This window comes from Clostridium sp. Marseille-P2415 (assembly GCF_900155545.1).
In the GTDB taxonomy this organism is placed as follows: Bacteria; Bacillota; Clostridia; order Lachnospirales; family Lachnospiraceae; genus Lacrimispora.
Map to the genome: position 1 here is coordinate 3380837 of NZ_LT732526.1, position 25917 is coordinate 3406753.

Annotated in this window: 24 protein-coding genes; 3 read left to right on the forward strand and 21 right to left on the reverse strand. The window is 48.0% G+C overall.

The genetic code is table 11. From position 1 onward, the window contains the following. Positions 1 to 1024: transposase (locus BQ9856_RS20420; RefSeq protein WP_139348654.1), on the forward strand; the 1024-nt coding region annotated here is incomplete at its 5' end. Between the two features lie 180 nt (positions 1025 to 1204). Here BQ9856_RS20420 and BQ9856_RS20425 read toward each other — a convergent pair. Genes BQ9856_RS20425 through BQ9856_RS20435 form a run of 3 tightly spaced genes read right to left on the reverse strand, consistent with a single transcriptional unit; the run spans position 1205 to position 7105 of the window. Then, complete coding sequence (locus BQ9856_RS20425) at positions 1205 to 1798, reverse strand: hypothetical protein (protein WP_077612648.1); 594 nt, start codon at positions 1796 to 1798, stop codon at positions 1205 to 1207. 13 nt (positions 1799 to 1811) lie between these two features. Then, entirely contained in the window at positions 1812 to 4241 is a 2430-nt protein-coding gene (locus BQ9856_RS20430; RefSeq protein WP_235839268.1) for a glycoside hydrolase family 3 C-terminal domain-containing protein, read from the reverse strand. Then, a complete protein-coding gene (locus tag BQ9856_RS20435; RefSeq protein WP_077612649.1) occupies positions 4238 to 7105 on the reverse strand; it encodes a glycoside hydrolase family 3 N-terminal domain-containing protein in 2868 nt (955 codons plus the stop codon). The genes BQ9856_RS20430 and BQ9856_RS20435 overlap by 4 nt, the downstream gene beginning before the upstream one ends. A 332-nt stretch (positions 7106 to 7437) precedes the next feature. Between BQ9856_RS20435 and BQ9856_RS25365 the strand changes: the two genes are divergently transcribed. Further along, entirely contained in the window at positions 7438 to 7530 is a 93-nt protein-coding gene (locus BQ9856_RS25365; RefSeq protein WP_235839269.1) for a putative holin-like toxin, read from the forward strand. Between the two features lie 197 nt (positions 7531 to 7727). Here the strand turns inward: BQ9856_RS25365 and BQ9856_RS20440 are convergent, their stop codons facing one another. The 17 genes from BQ9856_RS20440 to BQ9856_RS20520 form a co-directional block, all read right to left on the reverse strand. Continuing rightward, complete coding sequence (locus tag BQ9856_RS20440; protein WP_235839270.1) at positions 7728 to 8747, reverse strand: response regulator; 1020 nt, start codon at positions 8745 to 8747, stop codon at positions 7728 to 7730. Further along, positions 8744 to 10081 (reverse strand): PocR ligand-binding domain-containing protein, encoded by a 1338-nt coding sequence (locus BQ9856_RS20445; protein ID WP_235839271.1) that lies wholly within the window; start codon positions 10079 to 10081, stop codon positions 8744 to 8746. The genes BQ9856_RS20440 and BQ9856_RS20445 overlap by 4 nt, the downstream gene beginning before the upstream one ends. 154 nt (positions 10082 to 10235) lie before the next feature. Next, positions 10236 to 11351, reverse strand: coding sequence for a 1-propanol dehydrogenase PduQ (locus tag BQ9856_RS20450; protein WP_077612650.1), 1116 nt, complete (start codon positions 11349 to 11351; stop codon positions 10236 to 10238). A gap of 46 nt (positions 11352 to 11397) precedes the next feature. Continuing rightward, a complete protein-coding gene (locus BQ9856_RS20455; protein WP_200801387.1) occupies positions 11398 to 12813 on the reverse strand; it encodes an aldehyde dehydrogenase family protein in 1416 nt (471 codons plus the stop codon). Between the two features lie 21 nt (positions 12814 to 12834). Next, positions 12835 to 13659, reverse strand: coding sequence for an ethanolamine utilization protein EutJ (gene eutJ, locus BQ9856_RS20460; protein WP_077612651.1), 825 nt, complete (start codon positions 13657 to 13659; stop codon positions 12835 to 12837). Between the two features lie 19 nt (positions 13660 to 13678). Further along, positions 13679 to 14317, reverse strand: coding sequence for a phosphate propanoyltransferase (locus BQ9856_RS20465; protein WP_077612652.1), 639 nt, complete (start codon positions 14315 to 14317; stop codon positions 13679 to 13681). Positions 14318 to 14355: 38 nt separating this feature from the next. Then, positions 14356 to 14634: a BMC domain-containing protein gene (locus BQ9856_RS20470; protein WP_077612653.1), complete on the reverse strand. Its 279-nt coding sequence runs from the start codon at positions 14632 to 14634 to the stop codon at positions 14356 to 14358. Positions 14635 to 14718: 84 nt separating this feature from the next. Beyond that, entirely contained in the window at positions 14719 to 15900 is a 1182-nt protein-coding gene (gene metK / locus BQ9856_RS20475) for a methionine adenosyltransferase (protein ID WP_077612654.1), read from the reverse strand. A 26-nt stretch (positions 15901 to 15926) separates the two neighbouring features. Further along, the gene (locus BQ9856_RS20480; RefSeq protein WP_077612655.1) at positions 15927 to 17240 is read right to left on the reverse strand and encodes an aldehyde dehydrogenase family protein; all 1314 of its coding nucleotides are present in this window, start codon (positions 17238 to 17240) and stop codon (positions 15927 to 15929) included. Between the two features lie 49 nt (positions 17241 to 17289). Further along, a complete protein-coding gene (locus BQ9856_RS20485; RefSeq protein WP_077612656.1) occupies positions 17290 to 17553 on the reverse strand; it encodes a EutN/CcmL family microcompartment protein in 264 nt (87 codons plus the stop codon). 64 nt (positions 17554 to 17617) lie between these two features. Further along, complete coding sequence (locus tag BQ9856_RS20490; RefSeq protein ID WP_077612657.1) at positions 17618 to 18037, reverse strand: BMC domain-containing protein; 420 nt, start codon at positions 18035 to 18037, stop codon at positions 17618 to 17620. A gap of 15 nt (positions 18038 to 18052) precedes the next feature. After that, positions 18053 to 18817: a hypothetical protein gene (locus BQ9856_RS20495; protein ID WP_077612658.1), complete on the reverse strand. Its 765-nt coding sequence runs from the start codon at positions 18815 to 18817 to the stop codon at positions 18053 to 18055. A 5-nt stretch (positions 18818 to 18822) separates the two neighbouring features. Continuing rightward, on the reverse strand, positions 18823 to 19107 hold the full coding sequence (gene pduA, locus BQ9856_RS20500; protein WP_077612659.1) for a propanediol utilization microcompartment protein PduA: 285 nt from the start codon (positions 19105 to 19107) through the stop codon (positions 18823 to 18825). 45 nt (positions 19108 to 19152) lie between these two features. Further along, the gene (gene pduB / locus BQ9856_RS20505) at positions 19153 to 19947 is read right to left on the reverse strand and encodes a propanediol utilization microcompartment protein PduB (RefSeq protein WP_077612660.1); all 795 of its coding nucleotides are present in this window, start codon (positions 19945 to 19947) and stop codon (positions 19153 to 19155) included. Between the two features lie 27 nt (positions 19948 to 19974). Beyond that, positions 19975 to 20892, reverse strand: coding sequence for a glycyl-radical enzyme activating protein (locus tag BQ9856_RS20510; protein ID WP_077612661.1), 918 nt, complete (start codon positions 20890 to 20892; stop codon positions 19975 to 19977). 35 nt (positions 20893 to 20927) lie between these two features. Continuing rightward, positions 20928 to 23453, reverse strand: a complete 2526-nt coding sequence (locus BQ9856_RS20515; RefSeq protein ID WP_077612662.1) for a glycyl radical protein — start codon at positions 23451 to 23453, stop codon at positions 20928 to 20930. A gap of 170 nt (positions 23454 to 23623) precedes the next feature. Further along, positions 23624 to 24196 carry a DJ-1/PfpI family protein gene (locus BQ9856_RS20520; RefSeq protein WP_077612663.1) on the reverse strand — a complete coding sequence of 191 codons (573 nt, stop codon included), beginning with the start codon at positions 24194 to 24196 and terminating at the stop codon, positions 23624 to 23626. Positions 24197 to 24460: 264 nt separating this feature from the next. On the opposite strand from BQ9856_RS20520, the gene BQ9856_RS20525 reads away from it, so the two are divergent. Next, positions 24461 to 24916 (forward strand): GlcG/HbpS family heme-binding protein, encoded by a 456-nt coding sequence (locus BQ9856_RS20525; protein WP_077612664.1) that lies wholly within the window; start codon positions 24461 to 24463, stop codon positions 24914 to 24916. A gap of 81 nt (positions 24917 to 24997) precedes the next feature. Here the strand turns inward: BQ9856_RS20525 and BQ9856_RS20530 are convergent, their stop codons facing one another. Continuing rightward, the gene (locus tag BQ9856_RS20530; protein ID WP_235839273.1) at positions 24998 to 25882 is read right to left on the reverse strand and encodes a hypothetical protein; all 885 of its coding nucleotides are present in this window, start codon (positions 25880 to 25882) and stop codon (positions 24998 to 25000) included. Positions 25883 to 25917: the final 35 nt, after the last annotated feature.

Genomic DNA, 25917 nt, shown 5'->3' on the forward strand with positions numbered 1-25917 from the left:
TCATGTAAAGAAACTCCGCAAAAAACTTTATAAGATCAAAGCCGAAGAAGGAATTGAATTCGTCCATGGAATCGGAAAACGTAAAACACAGTTGCAGCGCTCAATTGAGCGACTAGAAGAATATCTGGATAAGCTGAAAGAATACACAAAGAAAATCTACCAATGCGGTAGTCGTAATAGTTATTCAAAAACGGATCCAGATGCAACCTTTATGCGAATGAAAGAAGATGCGATGCTGAATGGACAGCTGAAGCCAGGCTATAACCTTCAGCATGGTGTGGATTCGGAATACATCACATGGCTTACGATCGGGCCACAGCCAACAGATACCACAACACTGATCCCATTTCTGAAAGATATGGAAGAACATTTAAATTTCAAATATAAAAACATCGTAGCGGACTCTGGATATGAAAGCGAGGAGAATTACCTATATATTGAAGAAAATGAACAGGTTTCATTCATCAAGCCTGCAAACTATGAGATTTCCAAGACGCGAAAATATAAAACAGATATAAGCCGCAGAGAAAACATGGAATATAACACAGAAAACGACTGCTATACCTGCAAAGCTGGGAAAAAACTTGTTTTAACAGGTACGAAACAAGGGAAAAGCAAAACGGGTTATGTAATCAGAAAAAACATCTATACCTGTGAGGACTGCTATGATTGTCCGTACAAAAGGGAATGTATCAAAGGAAACAACAGTAAGATACCTTTTGAAGAACGAGTAAAACGGCTTGAAGTATCAAAGGTGTTCCAACAAAAACGAGCAGAAGATCTGGAACGTATTCTCTCTGATGAAGGCTGTCAGCTTCGAATGAACAGAAGCATCCAGGCTGAGGGTTCATTTGCTGATGTGAAAACAGATATGAATTTCCATCGCTATCTATGCAGAGGGAAAAACAATGTACTTGCGGAAAGCGTTCTTCTTGCAATGGCTCACAACGTGAATAAGCTACACCATAAGATCCAAAGAGAATGTACAGGAACACATCTGTTTAACCTTAAAGAAAGCGCATAAATTTAAAAAACCTTAAATAGCAGACAACTAAAAGCCGCTGGGCAATCAGAGGTATAGTAGTTGTCTGCTATTTTTCTTTGTTCGTAAATCCAGAATAAAAATGAACTCTAAAAGCACTCAAAAGAGCTGGGCACCAGCTGATTTTAATCAACTAGTGCGACAGCCCCCACCGTTTACTCTTTATTTCTCATCATTCTTAAAAATAATCTTGAAGATCGGGAAGAACACCCAGAATGAAATGGCAGAGTTAATCAGCATGGTGATCACATCTGCAATGGTCTCTCCCCCTCCGCCTAACTTTAGCCCATTCATAAACAGGTTATAAATCGGCGCCTTATAAAGTCCCTGAAGAGCAGCCGCGCCAATGGTGATGATGATATAGGCGATCACATACCACATGGCCGCCTTTGCGGCATTGTTATTAGCCTTAAACGTCACATTTCTCTGAAGGAAGAAATTGATGACCTGTGCGATCCCCATGGTGATCTCCACTGCCAGGAAATACGCAAGCCCGCCTCCGCCGCCTGATGAAAGCTCTCCTGCGGCATAATTAAATATATAATACGGCGTACCGTCCAGATTCGAACCCACATGCCATATCTGGAAATTCGTATCCACCAGAGCGGTCATCCCAAAAATATTCCGGAAAGCCGGCATTAAAACCATCTGCAATACCGTAACTCCGTTGGATACGAGAAAAAATATCAAAAATTGTGCTATGGTCGGGTGTTTATCAGAAAATGCCCTCCACCCGGCTTTTATGCCTGCCAGCATGTGATCCCTCCTTCTATTTCCCGGAAAGCTTTTTTTCATAAGTCTTGTTCGCTTTTGCATTGGCGAAAAATCCGCCGATTATCTTTTTCATACCCTGGAAGAAATGGCCGTTTACCGCTAAAACCATTCCCTTGGCCATTTCCATGCTGACCGCTCCTCCTGTCATCTTAGCGATCCCCCGAAATGGCATGTTATAGATAAACAGGAGATTTAAATCCGGTTTTCCTTTTGCTTCACTCCTGTTTTTAAGGCCGGTCAGAATCCGCCAGACCAGTCTTGCCAATGGGCTTTTCGCATAATACATCTGACAGAGGGCATCGTTTAATCCCAATTCCCCGGACCATGTTCCATCCGAAGCCGGCCGGCCTAACAGGGCTTCAAATTCTTCATCCGGAACACCCTGTATTTTTCCGGAATAATAAGCTCCAAGCTTTTCCGGTTCATAAGGCAATACCTCCGTGGTCCCTTCCCGGGTAACGGTCTGGCTCAGCCTTAAATCAGCCACATTTGCTCCAATAAATATGGTATAATGGCCGCCTTCTACTTCAAAACGTCCGGTTGCCCTGTTCCAGTAGCGGAAGGTCTTATCATCAAACGGAATCGTGATTGTCCTGCTTTCCCCGGCTTTTAAGAATACTTTTGCAAATCCTTTTAATTCTTTATCCGGGCGGAATATCTTCCCCTTGGGCCCGGCCACATAGAGCTGTGCCACTTCCTTTCCGTCAACCTCTCCTGTGTTCGTAAGCGTGAAACGGACCTCATCTTCCGATACCTGAATCTGGCCGTAGGCAAACGAGGTGTAGGACAGCCCGTAACCAAAGGGATACTGCACCCGGACCTTTCCGGTATCATAATAACGGTATCCCACATAAATGCCTTCCCGGTATTCGGAGCTGCGCCATGCACCCGGGAAGTACCGGAAGGCCGGTGTATCTTCATACCGCAATGGGTAGGTCTCGCTTAACCTGCCGGAAGGATTCACCTCTCCGGTAATCACTCGAAGCATGGCACCGGGTCCTGCTTCCCCGCTTAGGTAGCCGTGCAGGATCGCCTTACAGCAGTCATGCCACGGCATTTCTATGACGGAACCCGCACTTAAGATCCCCACAATATTGGGATTTACCTTTGCCAGTGATTCCAACAGATTAATCTGGTTCTGCGGAATCTTCATATGGCTGCGGTCCATACCCTCTGATTCGCTCAGTTCATCCAGTCCGAAGCAGTAAAGCACCACATCGGCCCCGGCCGCCAGTTCTAATGCCTGTTTTTTTAAGGCGTCATCGTCTTTTCCGTTTCGTAAGTAGCCCCTGGTACAGCCGGTTACCTCTAACGGACAGTCGTTTATAGCCTCCTGCATGTTCTCCAAATGAATGGGATTCACCAGGGAAGAGCCTGCCCCCTGATAGCGGGGCGTGAATACAAAGTCGCCGATCAGTGCCACCTTGCATCCATGCTTTAACGGGAGCAGCCCATCGCTGTTTTTCAGCAGGATGATGCTCTCCTCTGCCGCCTTCCCGGCCAGCCTGCGGTGTGCCTCCTGGTCAAAGGAACGCTTTCCGCCTTTACGGCCGGCCGTAAGTGTAAGCACCGCATCCATCAGATCATCGACACAGTTATCCAGAGCTTCCATGGAAAGGCTGCCGTTTTCGACTGCGGCGATCACTTCTCTGGCTGAATCCAGTCCCGGTGCGGGCATCTCTAAATTGGAACCGGCGGCCACTCCCTTAACATGGTCGTTGGAACCGCCCCAATCGGTGATAACGATGCCATCAAAGCCCCACTCCCCGCGCAGGATATCCTTCAGCAGATGCTCATTCTCATTGGCATAGACCCCGTTGACCTCATTATAACTGGTCATGATGGATCTGGCTTTGCCCTCCTTCACTGCAATCTCAAAGCCCTCCAGATAGATTTCCCTAAGCGTTCTCTCATCCAGCACGGAATTCATGGCCATGCGGCGCAGCTCCTGGCTGTTCACCGCAAAATGCTTGGGACATGCATAGACTCCCTGGCCCTGGATTCCTCTTACATAAGCGGCGGCCAGTTTCCCGGACAGATAGGGGTCCTCGGAAAAATACTCGAAGTTTCTTCCGCAAAGGGGGCTTCTTTTGATATTAAGGCCCGGCCCCAGCAGGACGTTCACTTCTAACGCCGAGGCTTCCTCTCCCAGTGCCGTTCCGATCTCTTCACAAAGCGCTTCATCCCAGCTGCCTGCCACTGCGGCTGCAGTGGGGAAACAGGTGGACGGAAGGGAAGCATTTAATCCCAGATGGTCCCCTTCCCTTGCCTGTTTGCGGATTCCATGGGGGCCGTCGGCACAAAATATGGAAGGGATTCCAAGCCGGTCGATGTTCCGGGACTGCCACACGTTTTTTCCGCTTAAGAAGGCTGCCTTTTCCTCTATTGTCATCTTTTCAATGATATCGGTATGTTTCAGTTTCATTCTTCCCCTTCCTGCAACTCCCGTTTCTTTTTATAAACATTCATGATTCTGACTTCCAGGGCAATGAATCCTGCTGCCAGGACCACATCGATCACAATGGCTGTAACCTGCCAGGCGAGCAGACCTCCCTTTGCGTTATCACCTTCGTATGCACGGCTGTTCACCACCGTATACATGATATTTTTACATGCCCGGCGCATGGCCTGAAGGCTGGTGGCACTGGAGGTATCCTTTACATGGTTGGTCTCGGTGTCATAAGCGACCAGCATGGAATCATTCCCGTTCCGGACTTCCTGATCTGCATTCTGGTATCCATAGCCGCCGAAATAATCTGTCAGCACAAAGCCGCGGAATCCCCATTCATCGCGAAGCACGGTGTTAAGCAGTGCATTGCAGGCACCTGCGTATTCGGTCCCGATGTAGTTGAATGAAGACATCACCGCTTTTGCCCCGCCTTCCTTAACTGCGATTTCAAATGGCTTCAAATAGATTTCACGGATCGCCTGTTCGTCAGACCAGGTACAGAGCATGTTGTTCCGGTTCGTTTCCTGATCATTGAGTGCAAAATGCTTGATATAGGCATATACCCCGTGTTGTTCTGCACCGATCACCGCACTGGCTGCCATTTTTCCTGCCAGAACACCATCCTCGGAATAATACTCAAAGTTCCGTCCTGCAAAAGCGGAGCGGTGGGTGTTCATGGCCGGCGCATACCAGCCGGATACCTTCATTTCATCCGCCATCTTACCAATGCTCTCCCCAAATGCCTCTGCAATACTGCGGTTCCAGGTACATGCTATCATGACTGCAGACGGGAAACCAATGGATCCGGTTCCGGTAAAGTTATTGTTAATAGAAGCCGGACCGTCACAGTCCACGGTTCCTACCTTATCTACACTTTTAGCTACTGAGGTCTGATATCCTCCGATGGCGACCATGGTATCCATTTCACTGACGGTCAGCTGGTCAAGGAGTTTCTCCCACTGGGGATCGTCATAATCCAGGCCGCGCATTTCGGCAAGGGACAGCCCATTCTTTGCGCCGGTCACCGGCATCACATCGGTATCTTTGTTATAGTTCGCCGGATCATAGTTCGTGTTATTCAAAAAGGTCTTCTTATATTTTTCCGGCATGGTTCTGCTTGCAGGTGCGGCTGTGGCCTCTTTGTAATTTGCAAATCCATCTGCGCGGGAAAGATAGTTAAGCCCTCCATCTGCTTCTTCAAACCGGTTACCTGCTGCCGTCTTGTCGGAAGATCGGGGATTAGCCTCGTCATATACAACTGCAGAGCTGACGGCAAGCTTCTGTTCTCCGATTATGTTGTGGGAATCGGTTCGGATGGAGATTCCATAATCACCTGCCTCCAGGACATAGGAACCCTTTCCGCCTGTATCGTAGGATGCCATGTCTTCCGCCTGAAAAGAGACTTTTATGGTCTGGGACGCTCCCGGCTCCAGGGCATCAGTCTTGTCAAATGCGATCAGATTTGCAGATGCCTTCTCAATGCCGCCGTTGGTATAAGGCGGGTCGTAATAGACTTCTACCACATCCTTACCGGCTTTGTCTCCGGTATTGGTAACGGTCACATCAAAGGAAATCGTGCCGTCTGACTCCGATATTGCCCCCATCTCCTGGGAAAATGTGGTATAGGACAGGCCATATCCGAAGGGATAAAGTACCGTTTTACCGTAGTCGATCAGGCCTTCCTTTGCAGCAGTCTCATAGAAGCGGTAGCCTACATAAATGCCATCTACATAATTGACAAAGCTGGGATAGGTAGCCTCACCCTTGAAAGCCTTGCCGGGGAATTCATTCATATTATCATAAATAAAGCTCCCAAAATTATTATAATGGGGTGTGGCAGTTAAATCTGTCACAAAGGTATCACTTGTCTTTCCCGATGGATTGACTGCGCCGCTTACGATCTCGCCCAGCGCCTCAAAGCCGGACTGACCGGTACCCGGACACCAGATGGCGCTCTTGATCTGGCTGTAATCCTTTAAAAATCCAAGCTCCATAGCATTGGCACCATTGTATACGAGAATAACGTTGTCAAAATTGGAGCATACCAGATCGACCATATCCTTTTCCGTCCGGCTTAATTGCAGGTAATGCTCTCCGGCTTCAAAATCCTTATATTTCGTCGAATTATCCGTATAGGTAACGGCGCTGACATCCGTCGGCAGATCGGCTCCTTCCCCGCCTACACGGGTAATCACGATCATTGCCGTATCGGAAAATGCTTTTGCATCTGCAATCAGTCCGCTGCCGTAGGAATCCTTTGTAGGCTCCGGGAGGGTCCAGTCCTGTTCCCACATCCCCACGCTGGGACGGTCGCCCCGGTATGCCGTATAGAAATCGGAAAGCCCGGTATTCAGCTTGAATCCCGCATGTTCCAGACCCTGAAGCAGAGAAACGGTCTCATATGCGTCTGATAGGGAGCCGGAGCCGGTTCCGCCATAGCACGGATTGGTAGAAGCCCAGCCAAATACATTTAAATTGGAATCGGCCTTCAAGGGAAGGAGGTTTTCCTCATTCTTTAAGAGAACGATCCCTTCTTCCGCAATTTCAGTACAAAGCTCCGTGGCTTTATTTGAAGTTTCCTCCGAAATCGTGCCGCTGCCGGTTGCAAGGGAAATCAGGCTGGACATCGGTCCCCAGCAGATCATGTTCACGACTATGACCAGTGCCAGCAGAATGGCCATCAGCCCCTGACGGCGGATCAGATACTTCACCGCAGCCTTTTTGTTTTTGCATGCCACCATTGCCACAACAGCAGCCGCGGCCACAACGGCCAGTCCGATCAGATACGGCACACACAGATTGACAATCTTTAATACATCATCAATGTTGATTTGTAACATTTCTTTCATCCTCCTCAATACAAGTTACCACAAGTCTGTGTGGTATGTATCACACTTTAACATAATTCTAAAGACCGGGGACGCTTTGTGCATAACTGGTATGATTTTCTGCACAATCAGCAGCCGGTCTGTCCTGGCGGATAAAAAAAGCTCCCGGAATTTCCGGAAGCCTTTTTATACACGCCTCTTAAGAAGAACTCTTTCTGCATGCCTCATTTTATATTGTCTTGAAAAGCTTATTGTGAAACAGGTCTGATAGTGTTATAATTTTCCATGAGCACCGTGTACAGGGTGGAACCCTCCCAATTTACAAAAGATGGGAGGTGGTGCATATGGATACATACCAGGCTTTAAGCATATTGTTTTTAGGCGGTACGTTCCTGATCGCATTGCTGACCTACGTAGATAGGCACAATAAGCGGTAACAAAATATGCCTACCCTGTCAGCCAACAGGATAGGCGGTGTCCGTAAGGACATTTAATCATCTTTGAGGGCTCCCACCTTGTGGGCGGTCGCTCTTTTATATTGCTATTATATATCATGTCTTTGGAAAATTCAAGGGCTATACGCATTTTATCAGAATGTCAGCAGCAATAATATTGGGGACAGGAAAACAGTTTCTTAAGGAGAGCTCTTTCTGCGTGTCTCGTTTTTATATTGTTTTACAGTCATTTTCTCGTATTTCTTAAAAACCTTGCTGAAATAACTGCTTTCATTATAACCCAGCCGGTACGCCACCTCAGCAATACTGTCTTCCGTAAAATAAAAGTACCCTTTCGCCAGGTGCATCTTTTTCATATGGAGATACTCTGTAACACTGACCTTAAGCTGTTCCCTGAAAATCCTGCTTAAGTATCCCTGGCTGATGGCACAGTTTTCAATGATATTATTCAGAGTAATATCTTCCTTGATATGCTTTTCTATATACAGGAAGATATTTTCCAGTAAGGGATAACGGCTGATGCTGTTTTGCTGGAACAGATAATCCATAATCCGGAAAAGCCATAATTCGGACGTTTTTCTGTCCAGGATCAGTCCCTCGTTTATCGGGAACAGCTCCCCGATGCTCCTGCTTTCATCGTAGACATTTCTGGTGTCTAAAAGATTCTGGCCCAGGTATGTGAAGACCTTGATAAGCCTTACGGAGTCGCCGCCGGCAATCTCGTAAATATCATCAATGATCCCGGAGAGGCCCCCATAGAATTCCCCGAAATCCTTGCGCCTTAAAACCGATGTCAGAGCTTCCTGCTGTCTTGAGACCGAATCTTCATGATCTGTCTTGTAATTTTCCAGTATTTTCTTCAGACAGTCCCATGTAATGGGTTTTTCCAGCACGTCTTTGATTGCATCCCTGGCTGCGCTGCGGATTAATACGTTAGCTGCATAGGCTGATAGAATATAAATCGTTATCTCCGGATTTAACTGATGGATGATTCTGCCCGCTTCCAGTCCGGTTATTCCGGGCATCAGCATGTCCATGAACACGATATCAATTGCGTCCTCCTTACATGCTCTCACTGCGCTTTCTCCGCTTCCGGCCATTTGGACCACTTTAAACGATTCTTCTTTGGTTATCATTATTTTCAATGCTTCACGCATAAGAATGTCGTCATCTGCAATCAAAACCCTGTACATGATCATTCAGTCCTTTCTTCATGATGCTCAGGCCAGACCAGGATGCTCTTACATCCTTTATTCCTATAACTTTCTACAATAATATCATATTCTTCCCCAAAAAGCTGCCTCATTTTCTCTTTTGCATAGTCCATCCCAAGCTTAATATAATAGCCTTCATGCTTGTCCTTATACGTTTCATATTTCACTTCCAATTCTGCATCGCTCAACCCGGAACCGGTATCACTGACTTCCAGCACCAGGTTATTGTTTCTTAAGTATCCTGTCACCGAGATTTTCCCACCCTCTTTTTTCAGCATAATTCCGTTGTACAGGGCATTCTGGATAAAGGGCAGAAGGATATCCGACGGCATCTTGCGCATGTGCATTTCTCTCGGAACCTGAATGGAATACTCCAGCCGCCCTCCAAACTTCTTCTGCTGGAATCTAAGATACTGCTCCGCGTGTTCCAGTTCTCCTGAAATAAGAACGAAGGTTCCCTTTTCCATATATTTATATTTTGTGTATTCGATAAAAGAACTCAGCATTTCATTGAACCGGGAAGCATCTTCCAGAATAGCCAGATTCATTAAGGATGTCAGGATGTCCAGAATCTCATAGGGGTTGGAGAGGATTTTCAGTTCCTGCAATTCCCGGGTTTTCTGAACATTTTCCTTCATATAGCGTTGGTTTGAGGCCTGTACCTTCTTTATGCGCTTTTTCAGTATATCTTCCTGCATATGCTGGTTGATTTCATTTTCGCTTAACTGGTTTATTACGAGAAACACAAGATTCGCAATATCCATGAATTTTTCATAAGAAAATACGGGAATTTCCTCCAGCAGCTCCTGACACTGGGACACCACCTCGTCCGACTCAGGAGAGCGCATAACGGAAGCCAGACGGCTGACGGACTCCGGCGCATCATGGCATTGAATCTGCCCGCCGATAAAGCCGCCCAGATAATGCCCGCGCACGATGATCGGAATCGCTACTTCTAAAAGGCCGCATGGACAGTAGTATACGTTTGTCTTCTGCGTGACCGCCGCCTGGATAGACCCGAATGCATCGGAAGATTTGCACCTTTCGATTGCCTCAGGATTGCTCCGGACCTGCCTGCAGAAACGGGAAAAGAATGTTGTCTCTGTGATCGGCTCTCCCCTGTAATCCACCGTGACAAAAGCAAGCCCTGTTGCCTTGGAAAGACTTTCCTGTATGTTTTCCAGCTTTTCTTTTCCAAATAGATGGATAATGTCCAGTTTATTGATGTTTCCTTCATCATTTGTTATGAAATATTCATCTAACGTATCCGGCGGCAGTTCAGCCATGTGGATCAGATCCTGATATTCTTCCATCTCCATAACCTCTCTTCCATACTATTATTATTATTTTACCATTTTCCCCACTCTGAAACAATCTGTTTTCTGTTTCCAGATAATACAAGAAGACCGGGCTGTATGTTTCAATCAGCTCGGCCTTACGCTTATTCTGTCATGCAGTACTTATTACCCGCTTTTAATAAATACTTAACAGGATTTCTCTAATAGAAGCGGTTCCGATTTCTCTCGGGGTACTGGACAGACAATTATCCATAAGGGCATTATCTATCATATTTTGCAGCTGTTGTTCGTACTCGTCGCGGTCAATATCCAGTTCCCTTATGGAGGACGGCATATTCATGCAGTGCATAAGCGTTGTAATCAGTTCTTTCAGAGCATTCACGGCAAACTCCGGAGCTTCATCCATGCCGGCTAACTGCACCTTATAAGCAAGTGCGGCATATTTCCTCATGACATCATGGTTCACGCTGTTATATTCAATCACCCTGTTTAACAGGAGGGCATTGGCCAGTCCGTGGGGAATATGAAATGTTCCCCCCAGCTGGTGGGCAATGCTGTGGTTAACGCCCAGGCCGGCTGTGTTAAAGGCCATGCCGGCCAGGGTGGACGCTTCATGCATCAAAGTTCTTGACTCCAGATTTTTACCGTCTCCGTAACAGCTTAAAAGTGCTTTTAAAAGAAGTTCCACCGCCTTTTCCGACAGCGCATCGGAAAATACATTAGAACCTGTGGAAACATAAGCTTCCAGGGCATGGGTAAACACATCCATCCCCGTATTTGCCGTGATAGAAGGCGGGACAGACAATGTAAGCCTTGGGTCCAGAATTGCCACATCCGCCAGGATATCATCCGATGAGATCAGGTGCTTGCTCTTATTTTCCGGATCCGTTATAACGGCGGCCGACGTAACCTCAGAGCCGGTCCCGCTGGTTGTGGGGATTGTAATAAATTCCGGCTTTGGGACCAGTTCCCGTAACCCGGCAAAATAAATAATTCCTTTCGCCGTATCGATGGCAGATCCGCCGCCAAATCCTATGACGATTTCAGGCCGTACCCTGCAGATCATGCCTAACCCCTTTCCCACCACTGAAGTGGTGGGGTCCGGAACTGCCTGATCAAAAATTTCCACGGAATTGCCGGGATCCAGAGCATCTGTTATGTAATTGATGGCACGGCTTTCCGACAGAAATCTGTCACAGACCACCAAAATCCGTTTATTACGGATATTCTGCAGATACTCGATTGCATAACGTCCGCTGCGTATCCTGGTTTTTATATATACATTTGACATATGCGCTTCTCCTTAACAGTCAGTCTGTCCATGGGCGTGACCAAAATCAGCGGATGCTGAATGCATCGGTCAGAACACATTTGCGCTTTCTGCAGAACGATCTTGCCGAGGTTAAGCCTTCCCCTGTAGGGCCTGCAATGGTAAAGGTGGTATATCCTTCTCCGCCCGCTCCGATTCCTGCGAAAGAGGGGGCATTCTTAACAAAGATGGTGGTTTCCAGAATCTTCGCCATTTTACTCAGCTTTTCTACATTTTTGGAATGCATCATGGCTGTATGGCGGTTTCCATGTTCTGCTTCATGAGCATATTCAATTGCCACATCCACATCCGGAACACGTACCACCGGCAGGATCGGCATCATCATTTCCTCTTGTACGAGAAGGTGGTCCTTTGGCACTTCCATGATAATGACCCGGATGCTGTCGTCGGCTGCAATCCCCAGTTTATCCAGAATATACTTAGCGCTCTTGCCCACAAAGGGTGTCTTGGGGCCTCCCTTTTCATTGGTTACCAGAGTTACCAGCTGATCTAAAACTGCTTTATCTGTAATCTGGTAGGCGCCGTTCTGTTTCATATGATGGATCAGATGATCACAGATGGCCTCCACTGCAAATACTTCTTTTTCTGCAATACAGGGAACGTTATTATCAAAGCTGCAGCCGTCCACGATATCCTTTGCAGCCTTTTCGATATCGGCTGTCTCGTCTACTACGACCGGAGGATTGCCCGCTCCTGCACCGATCGCTTTTTTACCGGAAGAAAGCACCTTCTTTACGATGGAAGGCCCTCCTGTGGCTACCAGCAGACGTACCTTGGGATTCTCAATCATTTTATTGGTATTTTCAATGGACGGCTCTTCCACCATGGTAATTAAGTTGGAGGGGGCTCCATTTTCCTTTAAGGCTTTGTTTAACATCTTTACCAGCATCTGTGAAACTTTTTTTGCCCTTGGGTGAGGACTGAAGATAACCGTATTTCCACCTGCAATCATTGAGATGGAGTTGTTGATGATCGTTTCAGTCGGATTGGTGGTGGGTGTGATCGCACCGATCACCCCAAAGGGACAATATTCCACCAGTGTAAGCCCGTTATCTCCTGTCATTGCTTCCGAGACCAGGTCTTCTGTTCCCGGCGTTTTCTCGGCTGCCAGCCGGTTTTTGATCAGCTTATGTTCGTAGCAGCCGATCTCTGTTTCTTCCACTGCCAGCCTGGATATCAATTCCAGATTTTCTCTCTTTAATATGGTGGTTCTGATAACGTCTACATATTTCCGGCGGTCGGCAATGTTTGAAAATAACAGCTTTTTTTGAGCTTCTTCTGATGCGGCGATCGCCTCATCCATTGTTTCAAATATGCCGTATCTTTCCACCTGGGTTTCCGTAAACTTCTGAGGCTGTTCCAGCTTTATCTCCTTTAAAACCTGTTCCACCATTTGCTCGATTACTTTTATATCCATTTCCAAGAGTTTCAAACCTTCTTTCCTTTATATGGGATCTGCGGTGGCATTCCACGCGATGCCCAGCGGGGTAACGAGCAGCCCGTCATTTGTCTTGACGGTTGTTATCCCCAGTTCTTTTTCAAATGTACTTTCAAATTCTTTAAAGCAGCTGGCTCCGCCTACCACGTAAACCCGGTCCACATCATAATCTGCAAGGTACCGCTTTACAATGGAAGCCATTTTCTGCACCACCGGCTTTATAATGGGAAAGACATCGATTTCTTTATCCCTGTCTTTCTTTAATTCCTCGGCCTCTTCTATGGAAATCCCATAATATCCGGCCAGGACCAGGGTCATATGAGTGCCCCCTGTAGGTTCATCTGCGGTAAAGATAACATTTCCGTCCTTCAGGATGCTGATGCCTGTGGTGCCGCCGCCTACATCCACAACGGCACCGTCTGTGATTCCCAATACGGAGGCCGCCGCAGTAGGCTCGTCAATGACACTTAAGACTTCAAACCCGGCGCCTTCCACCACATTGGAAATGCACCGCACATTTCCCTCAATAATCCCGGGAGGAATCGCAGTAGAAGCCGTTTCCAGCGTTACTCCAAGCATTTCCTCCAAGTGAGCCTTCAAACGCCTGACCGTCTGTATGGCCCCTACGAAATCCACGACGATCCCGTCCTTTACCACTTTCGAAACTGCAGTGGCACCTGCAACCGGATGGTTGTCTTCATCTGTAACAGCGATCACGATATTGGCAGTTCCCAGATCCACGCCAGTCTTTAACGGCCCGGAAAAGGATCTGCATTTCTTCTCTCTTATCAGCTCTGCAAAATCAGACAGCACTTCATTGGTTATGAGCATATAACCCCTCTTTTCCGCTTTATTTACGCCGGATCATCACATAATCATTATTACTCAGAGCACAGGCATTGGCTTCATCCACGTCAACATGCATTTCCAGGGAGAATTGATCCGATACTCTTATGAGGACATCACCGAATATACCGCGTCTCTCCCCAAAGGTTTCAACCTCTACGATTTCTTTATCCTTGACTCCCATGGCATCCGCCTGCTGCGGCGTCATATGAATATGACGCAGGGCAATGATCGCCCCCTGTGGGAGGAATACGGTTCCTTTTGGGCCGATCATCTCCAGGCCCGGAGTTCCCGACAAGTCTCCGGATTCCCTGATCGGCGGCCTGATTCCGAGACGGAAGCTGTCTGTCTTCGAAATCTCGATCTGGCTCTGTTTCCTGACCGGCCCCAGTATCCGCACCCTGTCAAACTCTCCCTTTGGTCCCCGGATTATGACGGTCTCATTGCTGGCATACTGGCCCGGCTGTTTTAAATCGCTTTTCTTGGTAAGCTGATAGCCTTTGCCGTACAGCGTTTCCAAATCTTCCTGGGTCACATGGACATGCCTGTTTGAAACTCCTATAGGGATTTTGTATGCATTATATTCATTTACTTTTTCCATTACCCTTTGGGTAACCAGTTTTAACAGTTCTTCATTCACCATCACTCTCATCCCCTTTTGGAATTCTTCATACCGGCATATTATAATGACTTCGGTAAAATCTTCTCAACATCCGTATGTGGTCTTGGGATCACATGCTGGGATACTACCTGGCCTACGCTTGCTGCGGCAGCTGCCCCTGCATCAACGGATGCCTTGACCGCACCCACATCTCCGCGCACCATAACGGTTACCAGCCCGGAACCAATTTTCTCATATCCGATCAATGCCACGTTTGCTGCCTTTGTCATTGCATCTGCTGCTTCGATCGCTCCTACCAGACCTTTCGTTTCAACCATTCCTAACGCTTCGTTTGACATCTGTTTTTCCTCCTGATTTTCATATTGTTTGAACTGTTTTTGGTTAAAGCGGATATTCGCAATCCACTTCGCTGCTTGATAAGGTTAAAATGCCAACTGTTTTAAAATCCATGCCTTATCCGTTTCTTCCCACCGGAATCCCTGATTTGTTCTGCCGAAGTGCCCGTAAGCCGCCGTTTTGAGATACTGGGGACTTCTTAAATTTAATTCAGAGATATAATCGGCTACCCGGAAGGAAAATACATTTTTTATCAGTGCTTCTATGTGGCTGTCCGGGATTCTTCCGGTACCAAAGGTATTTACTGTAATGGCCTCAGGCTCGATCCCGCCGATCACATAGGCCAGTGAAACCTCGCACCGCCTTGCCAGCTCTGCCGCCACAATATTTTTTGCCACATAGCGGGCCATATAAGCGGCCGAACGGTCCACCTTTGTCGGGTCCTTTCCTGAAAAAGCTCCGCCGCCATGTTTTCCAATGGTACCATAGGTATCTGCCATGATCTTTCTTCCGGTGACCCCTACATCGCCTGCCGGACCTCCGGTCACAAATCTGCCTGTGGGATTTACGTGGATCCTTGTGTCCGGGGTCAGCCATCTGGGATCTATGACAGGATCAATGACGGTACACCGGATAAATGCCTCTAACACATTATGGGGGATTTCTTCCCTGTGCTGGGCGGAAACGACAATGCTGTGAATGCAGACAGGCTCGCCTGCCCCGTTATACTTCATCGTAACCTGGGTTTTCCCGTCAGGATACAGAAAATCCACGTTTTGGACTTTTCTTACGTAAGCCAGCCGTTCTGCAAGACGGTTTGCCATATGGCAGGGAAGCGGCATCAGGCTTTCTGTCTCATCTACGGCGTATCCATACATGATCCCCTGGTCGCCCCCTCCCAGAACTTCCTTCTCTCCATGGCCGCTTTTCGTCACCCCCATGGAAATGTCCTGGGACTGGTTATGGATATTGGTGAAGATCATGCACGTATCGGCGTCAAATCCTTTTCCGCATTCCACGTAACCGATCTTCCTGATAATTTCCCTTGCCTTCGCCACAACATCCACCTGGGCTTTGGAGGTGACCTCTCCTGCAAGCATCAGGGTATTGGCAGATGCCATGGCCTCGACCGCAACCCGGGATTTTGGATCCTTTTCAAGATAAGCATCCAGAATTCCATCTGCAATCTGGTCGCATACCTTGTCAGGATGGCCTTCTGTCACGGATTCTGAAGTCACAAAGTATGTTCTGTCATCGTGTCCTTCCATATTCCATCAACCTGCTTTCTTAACAATTAACGGAGCGTAAAGCCACTGGTCAGCGTACACCTTCTTCTCCTTGTAAAATGTCTCGCCGACGTAGTTCCCTCTCCCGTTGCTGTGGCAATTGTAAAACTGGTATGGCCTTCTTTATCAAAACCGATTCCCAATAAAGACGGCCCGTTCTTTACGAATACGGAGGTCTGCATTTTCTTTGCAGCCCTGTTTAAATGCTCGATGGATTCGGAGTGAATGGCAGCCGTATGCTTGTATCCCTGTTCAACCTCCAGTGCGATCTCCAGTGCCTCATCGAAATCTGCGGCCTTAACCAGGGGTACAAGGGGCATCAAAAGCTCCAGCGTAGCAAAGGGATGAATCCGTTCCGTCTCCGCAACGATCAGCTTTACCGGGCTGGCGCATGGGATACCCGCATATTCGAGAATCGCATTGGCATTCCTGCCTTCCAGCCTCTTATTTATGGTAAAATCTTCTGTTACCGCCGCATCAAGAAGCTTTTTGATATCCGCTTCATCTTTTACATAATGTACACCGTTTTTCAGCAGTTCAAGGATAAAACGGTCTGCCGCACCTTCCACCACGACCATGCATTTTTCCGATGTGCACATGAGATTATTGTCAAAGGAGGCCCCCTGTACAATATCTCTTGCAGCTTTTTTTAAATCCGCAGTATCGTCCACAATCGCAACCGGATTGGCAGGCCCGGCTCCGATTACCTTTTTTCCGGATGTCATGGCCTGCCGCAGGGAATTGCTGCCTCCGGTGCAGACCACTAAGTCCACGTCCGGATGGCTCATAATCTCTGTGGTGGATCCCATCAGGCTTTCATGCAGGGTTACAACAAGATTATGAATGCCGCAGACATCCCGGATGGCATCGCTGATTACATTAGTCAGGAATTGTGAGACCCTGACTGCTCTCGGATGCGGGCAATGAATGACCGCATTTCCGGCAGCCAGCATGCCTATGGTATTGTTGATCAATGCTGCACAGGGATTCGTACAGGGATGGACCGCGCAGACAATTCCAAAGGAAGACAGCTCATACAGCGTCATGCCATGATCTCCTGTATTGACTTCTGTAATTAAGTCCTCCACACCGGGGGTTTTTTCAATAGCAAGGCTTATTTTACCGGCCTTATCCTTTACATTGCCCATGCCGGTCTCCTCCACTGTCATGGCTGCAAGTTCATTGATAATGGGACGGAGCGCTGCCTTTACCCCTTCCAGTATCTCCTGCCGTTCATTTAAGGTCAGCTCCGCATACCTTAAGTAAGCTCCCTTTGCTGCTGATACAGCATCTGTAACATTGGTATAAATGCTGCTTTTCATGTCATACATTCCCTCCTTTCCTCTAAAATTAACGATCAATAACCGGCTGTCAGCGATCCATTGTATCGACGATTCCGATAATCGCCATATCAATGACAGCCTCCCGTTTCGTTTTACCTACGCGGACAGAAGAGCCCTGGCCAATAAGGACCGTTTCACCGATTCCGGCTCCTACGTAATCCACAGCCACTTCCTCTGAATCAATGAAATTACCATCTCCGTCAATCCTTCTGATGATCATCAGCTTGTAGCCGACCAGAGATTCATCCTTTCTGGTAGCCACAACCGTACCTATAATCTTAGCCAATCTCATACTGTTCCCATTCCTTTCATGGAAGACCAGGCTGTTTCATTTATATGGCGCTTTTATGTGTCCGCTACTTTTTATGTTTTGCCGTATCGGTCTTCTTTGTTGCTGCCGGGGTCCCGGCCGGTTCCTGTTCCTTTTTTTCCGGCTCTTTCTCCGCTTTTGCCGGCATCTCCGGCTGTTTCTGCTCCGATGGAGCGGCCGTCTTAAGCGGTTTTGGATCACAAAATGTATGTTCCACATAATCAGAAGGCCTCGGAATGACTTTGCTGGAAACCAGCTTCCGGTTCGTGATCCCGACCTGCCGTCCTGCATTCACAGCCGCGTTCACAGCTCCAACGTCCCCGGCAATCTTGATGGTCATATATCCAAGACCTTTTGAGTTCTCAATCTCCAGGATCCGGATATCAGCTGCCTTCGCCATGGTATCTGCGACCACGACTGCAGTCGACAATCCCTGGATTTCAACCAATCCCAATGCCTGTTTCATCCTATCACCTCGCTATCAAGTTTCCTTAAGTACAATATTCAAGAGCTTCGCCCTGTCTTTTGCCATATCTGTGACAATATCGCCCTGCTGCAGGGAAAGGACCCCGTCCGATGCGAATTTGTCAACATTCGATGCTGTTATAACCCGCTTTTTTCCATGTTCCGTTTTTAAAGGAAGCTGTGGGATATTTTCCGGGTTTCCGGTCTGGGGCGCCGGCCTGTATGGTTCCCTGCCTGATAATTCTCTCATGCCGCAGATTTCAATGCCATATTCCAGAACCTGCCTGTAATAGGCCATGATCTGCTTCGTATAGGCAGGCTGCTCCCTGCCGGAGAACCTTTTAAGGCCAGAACGAAGAAACACGATCCGGCTTCCCATCTCTATACAGTCTGAAATCCATGAGGTTTCATAAGTATCGCTGATGCAGAGTGCAGCTTTTACAAGCATATCCCTCGGTACTGCCGGGAATACGGTAACTGCCGTTTCCAGATCTTCCGGTTTCTCTAAGGAGCGGTAAACAATTCCGCTGCAGGACTTATATTTTTGCAATACCGCTGCATATCCCTGTTCCTGCCACGAAGCAGGAATCACAGGATATATGCTGTATTCTACGGACTGCTCCATTTCCTTAAGAAAATCCTCATATGCTTCATCCCAGGAGACCGAACAGACCATGTACAGCTTCTGCCTGTTCTCCTGCCTCCCATCCGCCTCTTTTTTTTCCAGCTCCTTCAGTATGCGCAGTACCAGTTCTTTTAACTGTTCTTCGCTGATTCCCAAGCCTTTCACCTCGTTTCAAGGGCTGGGAGAATCTTTTCAACATCCGTATGAGGACGTGGAATCACATGGGTGGATACAACCTCGCCAACTGCCGCCGCAGAGGCTGCACCGGCATCCGTAGCTGCCTTCACGGCCCCTACATCTCCTCTAACCATAACGGTAACAAGCCCGGAGCCTATCTTCTCATATCCTACTAATGTAACATTTGCCGCCTTAACCATGGCATCTGCCGCTTCAATCGCGCCGATCAATCCCTTTGTTTCAACCATACCTAATGCATCTGCATTCATATTAAAACCTCCTTTATTGGATCCCATTTTCCTGTGTATTTCTTATCAGATATATGGAGTTGTCGTAGGCTTAGGTTCCTCTCCCAATGCACCTAACATTTTCTTTCCTGCTTCGATTGCAGCCTTTACGGCCTGCCTTACAGCGCCGGAATCGCCGGTAAACGTAAGGATGACCTCGTTGGAATAGCTGGTACCGTCAGCAGGAGAACAGTATCCCACAACCTCTACGTTAGCGGCCTTTACCGCAATATCTGCCAGAACAGTCCCGATTGCCGCCGGGCCTGCACATGTCATGCCAAAGGCTCTGCCGGCAGGAGCTTTAAGGGCTTTCTCCAGACAGTAGCTCGCCCTTGCGGTGTACTGGAACTCCAAGTGTCCGGCTTCATTCCCATATACATCACCGAAATATTTCGGCAGTACCTGGAGTGCGATCTCAACCGCCCTTCTTGCGTCAGATACATCGTCAGCGCCAATATAGATCAGGCTTCCGTGTCCTGCTCCGCCCTTGGTATCTCTTGGAAGCTCTACGGAAATGATCTCCGTATTCGTTGCCTTTACGGCCTCATCAACCGCCCATATCTGGGGGCCTGCACCGACTCTGCCGCCCACGATACCGATGGAACGGTATTTGCCTAACTTCATTACGTCAGCTAACATCGGATCCACGCTTGCAATAACCAACCCAATGGTATCACCGATCGCAGTTCCTACAAATTCGGTCAGCCCGATACTGCCGCCTAAGTTATCTGCTTTGCCGGATTCAGCCTTAACATCAGCCTGCTTGATTCCCAGCTCATCAGAAACCTGTTTCATTACCTTTTCAATTAACTGTTGATCCATGATTCTTCCTCCATTCTCAAATTGTCTCTAACCGCCAATTACACACTGGAAACCATAACCCTCAACCACGGATTTGCATTCCTCCAAATCTTCGGGATTCAGCGGTTTCACATGATTCATTGAATAATCCTTCCCCAACAGGCTATATTTGTTTTCGCCGAAAGAATGATACGCCAGCAGATGTATGGTTCTTATCCCTGTCAGAGTTTTTGCATATTCCGCGATCGCCTTAACTGCCTCTGTCGAGTAATTAAAGCCCGGGATAACCGGAACACGGATCACGGTCCTCGATATCCGGCTGATGCGGAGGGCATTTTTTAAAGCCATTTCATTGGTGGCTCCCGTAAACTTCCTATGCTGTTCTCCGTCCATATGCTTGATATCCAGAAGTACCGTGTCAACATAGGGAATAACCGTTTCAATTGCTTCGGCGGTTCCAATGCCTGTGGTTTCTATGGCAGTGTTCCAGCCCTGCCCCTTGCACGCCTTAAGAAGCTCGGAAGCGAATTCATACTGGACCAGCGGCTCTCCGCCGGATAATGTGATGCCCCCTCCGGAACGGCGGTAGGTCGTAGCATCCTTTTTCAGCTCCCGAATCACCTGCTGGACTGTCATCGTTTTCCCTTTTAAGACCAGGGCTCCTGCCGGACATGCATTTACGCATTCACCGCATCCGCTGCATCGTTCCCTGTCCACCCAGTTCTTATGTTCAGGGCCGATCGCCCCCCGTTTGCATGCGGTTGTACAACGTCCGCAGTGGAGGCAGTCATTTTTTTTATACAAAATGGCAGGTTTTGCGCTTTGAGATTCCGGATTGCTGCACCACCGGCAGGAAAGAGGGCAGCCCTTCAAAAATACGATTGTACGGATTCCCGGTCCATCATGCAGGGAAAACCTTTGAATATCAAAAACGGCTCCCGTTAAATTATAATTGATTGAATCCATGCCGGCTCCCTTCCCTGTTTTATGCCGGAGCCTGACTAAAAGGTCTGCTCCGTACGGCTGATGATATCGTCCTGAACTTCTTTTGCCAGTACGGTAAACTGTGCGCTGTATCCTGCAACGCGGACCACAAGATCCTTATACTGGTCCGGATCAGCCTGGGCTGCAAGAAGTGTATCCCTGTCAATTACGTTAAACTGCACATGCATTCCCTTATGGTCAAAATAGGAACGGACAATGGATGCAAAACGCATCAGGCCTTCGTCTCCTGCAAGTGCGGAAGGAAGGAACTTCTGATTGTAAAGGGTACCGTTGGAATAATTTGCATGATCCAGCTTTGCTACGGACATGGCTGCTGCCGTCGGCCCGTTGGTATCCTTGCCCTGTCTTGGGGATACGCCGTCAGCCAGTGGTGTCTTAGCCAGTCTTCCATCCGGAAGCGCAGCTACATCCTTTCCGAACAATACATTTGCAGAAACAGGATAGCATCCGGCCTGGAACTGTCCGCCGCGTGGGTTCTTATATTTTTCCACCTCATAGGAGTATATCTGTCCGCAGCGCCTTGCGATCATATCCACTTCGTCTTCATCATTGCCGAACCATGGGGTATTTTCCATAACTCTCTTAATATGGGCATAGTCTTCCTTGCCGCAGCCGGAGGTCTGTCCTGCCGGGCTGCTTAACTGGACCTGTAAGTCTGCTAAATTAATGGAGCCATTATTGCTGAGAATCCGTTTCACAGCCTCATAGATTTTCGTTTCGTCAGAGCACTCGCTTAAAGGTGCGGAAGCTTCGCATGAATAACCGAAATTATGATCCAGCGCATCCTTTAACTGGGCCATGGTAATTTCCTTACTTTCAAACACATGCTTCTTAATCGCGCATAAGGAGTCTCCGGAGTCAGCTACGCCAAAGGCCTGAGGACCTGTAAAGTTATAGATGGCACCGCCTTCCTGAACGCTCTTTCCTCTTCCGATACAATCATCTACTAACGCCGACAGGAATGGAAGGGGCGCCCTCTCCGCATGTGCAAAGTCAACGCAGTTATCGGCTTCGGCCAAGTGATATACGAAGTATTCCATCTGCTTTTTATAAGCTGTAAAAATATCTTCCAGGCTGGTGAAGGAGGTGATATCACCGGTTACAGGACCTAACTGCTTGTTCCCGGCCTTACCATTGTTAAGGGTGATCTCTAAAACTTTTGCGATGTTGAAGAATGCCGCATCATGCCAGCCCTCAGTCTTATGCGGACACTGGGGTTCCACACATCCGATGATGCAGTAGCTTCTCGCATCTGCCAGGGAAACGCCTCTGTTGCAGAGCGCCGGGATGATCACCTCATCATTGTACATGGCAGGAACGCCAAGTCCAAGGCGCGTGATCTCGCAGGCCCTGTACAGGAATTCATCAGGAGTATTCTGGTGAACACGGATGGAGAAGGAGGGTGCAGGCAGTTTTACATGAGCGACTGCCTCCATACACATATAGGATACGTCATTGGTCGCATCTAAGCCGTCTTCCGTCTGTCCGCCGACGATCAGGTTCTGGAATACCGCATATCCTGCAAATGCCTGTGCGGAAACCTCATCACGGGTCTTGTTCACATCATTTAATTTCACCCAGATGCAGTCAACCAGTTCCTGTGCAGATTCTTTGGAAATCCCCTTATCCGCCGCCAGATACGGATACATATACTGGTCAAAGCGGCCCGGAGAAATGGAGTGTCCGTTGGCCTCGATCTGAAGGAGGATCTGTACAAACCAGAACGCCTGGCATGCTTCATAAAAGTTGGCCGCTCCCCGCTCGGGAACCCTGTCACAGTTGGCTGCAATCTGAAGCAGTTCCGCCTTTCTTACCGGATCCGTGCATGCTGCTGCCATTTCCCTTGCCTTTGCCGCATACCGGTGTGCAAAATGAATGGCTGCGGTATATGTAATAACAACTGCCTCGTAGAAGTTTTTCTTTTTGATATATTCAGGATCGCTGGTATCCAGCTTCTCCATAGCCTCAATTACCTGCCTGATGATTCCGGTAAATCCAATCTCCAGCACTTTGCCGTAATCAACGCATACATGGCCTACGCCGCCGTAGAAATAGTTTCCTACGGTAAATACGCCATTTGCGATACAGTCCTTTGTTTCCTGGGACATATAGGAATCAGCCAGAGCACTTGTGGTCTTTCCTTCCCAATACTTAAAAGCTTCCGCCAGTTCTGCAGCCGTATTCTTTGGAATCTGGAAGGGATCCGCCATTCTGGTGCCCATCGTCTCAAATTCCTTTTCCACCCATTCATAAGAAAATTCCGGACAGATTTCGGTAGAACGCAGATTCTTTGTGATTGCACCGACAATCAGCTCGTCATCATGGATGGTGACCGGAAGATTGTTGAATATCTTCTCAGCTGCTTTGGCCCGTCTCATAATCGGTGACAGACCCTCTGTCTCTTTGTAGGACTCTGTTACCAGAACCGCTCTCTCGGATTCTACATATGGGACCGCATCCACGATCGCTTTCTTAAGCCTTTTCACTCTTTCGGTCGGTTCCGTAAACCCTTTTGCAATCATAAAATATCCTCCTTTACATTTATATGGTTTTTTAACTTCATTCTTTTTAAGGACTCCACACGCTGCATTTCCCATGCAGACACCTCTGTTCCTCATCATATCCCATCTGACCGGAAAAGATGGAACAATATTAAAACATAAAAAATATACAATCCAGACTTCTTACAGGGTCAGATAATTTTCACGCCCAGCAATTTTAAGAACCCCTTTAATATCTCAGCATTGCCCGGCCAGGCAGGTGATGTTACCAGATTCTCATATATCATTGCCTCATGAGATTCTTTTTCAATATAACTGCCGCCTGCTGCCAGCACCTCCGGTTTGACAGTGGGGTATGCCGTCACCTCTTTCCCGTCCAGCACACCTGCAGCCGTCAGAAGCTGCACTCCATGGCAGATCGCCGCAACAGGCTTCTTAAGTTCCATAAAATACCGCACCATATCAAGAACTCTGGGATCCAGCCTCAGATATTCAGGCGCCCGGCCGCCTGTGAGAAACAGGCCGTCGTATTGCTCCAGCTTTAAGTACTGGAACGATGCATTCAAAACAAAATTGTGTCCAGGCTTCTCTGAATATGTCTGATCCCCCTCGAAATCATGGATTGCAGTTCTTATGAAGTCCCCTTCCGACTTTCCCGGACACGCCACATCCACCTTAAGGCCAGCCATCAAAAGTGCCTGGTATGGAACCATAACCTCATAGTCTTCCGTATAATCACCGGCCAGCATCAACACTCTCTTCATCTAATACCTCCTTTTCTCTTTCCCGCGGCAGGATATCTCCCTTCTGCCGCCTTTCTGCCTTCATTTTTTATATTATAAAAATCAATGGACAGTTTCCAGTAATACACAAACTGATTTTCTGCATTTTTCAGACCTGTCCCATTTAGTGAAACAGTATTGGATTGTTCCATTTTTTAGATCGTGCAGTCATTGTACCTGTCCGCTTTTTTCTTTATAATTAAAAGGAACGGGATTTCTATTTCAGTACAAAAAGGAGGGATCTGTATGAGTGATTCCCACATGACCCAGAAGATAGCCGCTGCCGTGGCCGAGGCATTAAAGTATGAGCGGCTGTCCTTAAAAGATGCCTTACTGATGATCCGGAAAGGGGAGGAAATGGCGGAATCGATCCATGTTCCCATGGTCATTGCCGTGGTAGATGACGGCGGAAACTTAGTTGCCATGCACCGTATGGATGACTCTCTCCTGGCCGGCATATCCATTGCCTGCTCCAAGGCTTACACCGCCGCCGCTCTCCGCTCTCCTACGGAGGAAGCCGCCAAAAGCATTCTTCCCGGAGAGCCCCTTTACGGCCTTCAGCAGACCCATCCCGGCAGGTTCTGTATCTTTGGCGGAGGAATCCCCATTATACGGAACGGACGCTGCATCGGGGCCCTGGGCGTTTCTGGCGGTACCGTGGAACAGGACATGGCTGTGGCCAGACATGCGTCCACCCTATAAAATGAACACACAAATCAACCAGGAGGCAGCTGAACGGATCAGCTGCCTCCTGGTTGATTTACTTTTAACCTCGTTCATCGTTTATGCGCGGAAGAAACCGCTGCCATACAGAATGTTAACAATAAAAGTGAAAACAAAGATCGTAAATGCGGGCGGATCAATGTGAGTATCACAGCAGCTGTTAAAAGTTTTGCCTATAAAATCACCAAATAATGAAGTCAAAATACCAAAGATAACGCCCATGACAGGATTGCCGGAAGAGACTGCTGCCAAAGCAGAAATGAGGGCAATGTGATGGGTGGCCGGCATTGCAAAGCCTGTCTGTGTAAATATCAGGGAAAAGGCCGCGATCCCAAAACAAAGAACAGGATAACTGCCTGTTACAGCCGCGGACGCGCCGCTGTCAACGAGCACCTGATACACAAAACCAGCCGCCGTTCCCACTCCCAATCCAAGGAGGACATTACACACAAGACCTTTACCGGCAGTGAAGTATTCTCTGATCCCGCCTGGCTCAGCCTTCCCTACAAGTCCGCCGGTACCAAATACAAAACGTACGATAATCGCTGAAATAATAACAGTAAAGCCGGGAATATCCGTATTTAAATGGAGGACAGCACCTGTCAGGTGATGGATCAGGAATCCGATGACTCCGAAAATACCGCCCACAAGCAATGTCATGGGATCTGATAAACCGTACAGGGAAGATAAAATATCAGTACCGCTTCCCAGTTTTTTTGTCTTACCTGCATATGCGGCGGCAGCCACGCCTCCAGCAAATGCGATATGAGGACCAAGGTAAGAGCCAAAGGCCACAAAACCCACCGTCATGTCCGCTCCCCCTGCCATAGAAGCCACCGCCCCTGCAATGGCAATTGCCCCGGTCATGATAAATGCGGGAAGTGCTCCCATATAAGCTCCTATGACTCCCCCTCCAAATGATGCAATGAAAGCAAAAATATTCATATGTAGAATTCTCCTTTTTCTAATTTAAATCTGCC

What these genes read in the sequence shown, in the direction of transcription:
- BQ9856_RS20425 (WP_077612648.1), bottom strand. Translation starts at nt 1,798, where the DNA reads ATGCTGGCAGGCATAAAAGCCGGGTGGAGGGCATTTTCTGATAAACAC.
- BQ9856_RS20430 (WP_235839268.1), bottom strand. Translation starts at nt 4,241, where the DNA reads ATGAAACTGAAACATACCGATATCATTGAAAAGATGACAATAGAGGAA.
- BQ9856_RS20435 (WP_077612649.1), bottom strand. Translation starts at nt 7,105, where the DNA reads ATGTTACAAATCAACATTGATGATGTATTAAAGATTGTCAATCTGTGT.
- BQ9856_RS25365 (WP_235839269.1), top strand. Translation starts at nt 7,438, where the DNA reads ATGGATACATACCAGGCTTTAAGCATATTGTTTTTAGGCGGTACGTTC.
- BQ9856_RS20440 (WP_235839270.1), bottom strand. Translation starts at nt 8,747, where the DNA reads ATGATCATGTACAGGGTTTTGATTGCAGATGACGACATTCTTATGCGT.
- BQ9856_RS20445 (WP_235839271.1), bottom strand. Translation starts at nt 10,081, where the DNA reads ATGGAGATGGAAGAATATCAGGATCTGATCCACATGGCTGAACTGCCG.
- BQ9856_RS20450 (WP_077612650.1), bottom strand. Translation starts at nt 11,351, where the DNA reads ATGTCAAATGTATATATAAAAACCAGGATACGCAGCGGACGTTATGCA.
- eutJ (WP_077612651.1), bottom strand. Translation starts at nt 13,659, where the DNA reads ATGCTCATAACCAATGAAGTGCTGTCTGATTTTGCAGAGCTGATAAGA.
- BQ9856_RS20465 (WP_077612652.1), bottom strand. Translation starts at nt 14,317, where the DNA reads ATGGTGAATGAAGAACTGTTAAAACTGGTTACCCAAAGGGTAATGGAA.
- BQ9856_RS20470 (WP_077612653.1), bottom strand. Translation starts at nt 14,634, where the DNA reads ATGTCAAACGAAGCGTTAGGAATGGTTGAAACGAAAGGTCTGGTAGGA.
- metK (WP_077612654.1), bottom strand. Translation starts at nt 15,900, where the DNA reads ATGGAAGGACACGATGACAGAACATACTTTGTGACTTCAGAATCCGTG.
- BQ9856_RS20480 (WP_077612655.1), bottom strand. Translation starts at nt 17,240, where the DNA reads ATGAAAAGCAGCATTTATACCAATGTTACAGATGCTGTATCAGCAGCA.
- BQ9856_RS20485 (WP_077612656.1), bottom strand. Translation starts at nt 17,553, where the DNA reads ATGAGATTGGCTAAGATTATAGGTACGGTTGTGGCTACCAGAAAGGAT.
- BQ9856_RS20490 (WP_077612657.1), bottom strand. Translation starts at nt 18,037, where the DNA reads ATGAAACAGGCATTGGGATTGGTTGAAATCCAGGGATTGTCGACTGCA.
- pduA (WP_077612659.1), bottom strand. Translation starts at nt 19,107, where the DNA reads ATGAATGCAGATGCATTAGGTATGGTTGAAACAAAGGGATTGATCGGC.
- pduB (WP_077612660.1), bottom strand. Translation starts at nt 19,947, where the DNA reads ATGGATCAACAGTTAATTGAAAAGGTAATGAAACAGGTTTCTGATGAG.
- BQ9856_RS20510 (WP_077612661.1), bottom strand. Translation starts at nt 20,892, where the DNA reads ATGGATTCAATCAATTATAATTTAACGGGAGCCGTTTTTGATATTCAA.
- BQ9856_RS20515 (WP_077612662.1), bottom strand. Translation starts at nt 23,453, where the DNA reads ATGATTGCAAAAGGGTTTACGGAACCGACCGAAAGAGTGAAAAGGCTT.
- BQ9856_RS20520 (WP_077612663.1), bottom strand. Translation starts at nt 24,196, where the DNA reads ATGAAGAGAGTGTTGATGCTGGCCGGTGATTATACGGAAGACTATGAG.
- BQ9856_RS20525 (WP_077612664.1), top strand. Translation starts at nt 24,461, where the DNA reads ATGAGTGATTCCCACATGACCCAGAAGATAGCCGCTGCCGTGGCCGAG.
- BQ9856_RS20530 (WP_235839273.1), bottom strand. Translation starts at nt 25,882, where the DNA reads ATGAATATTTTTGCTTTCATTGCATCATTTGGAGGGGGAGTCATAGGA.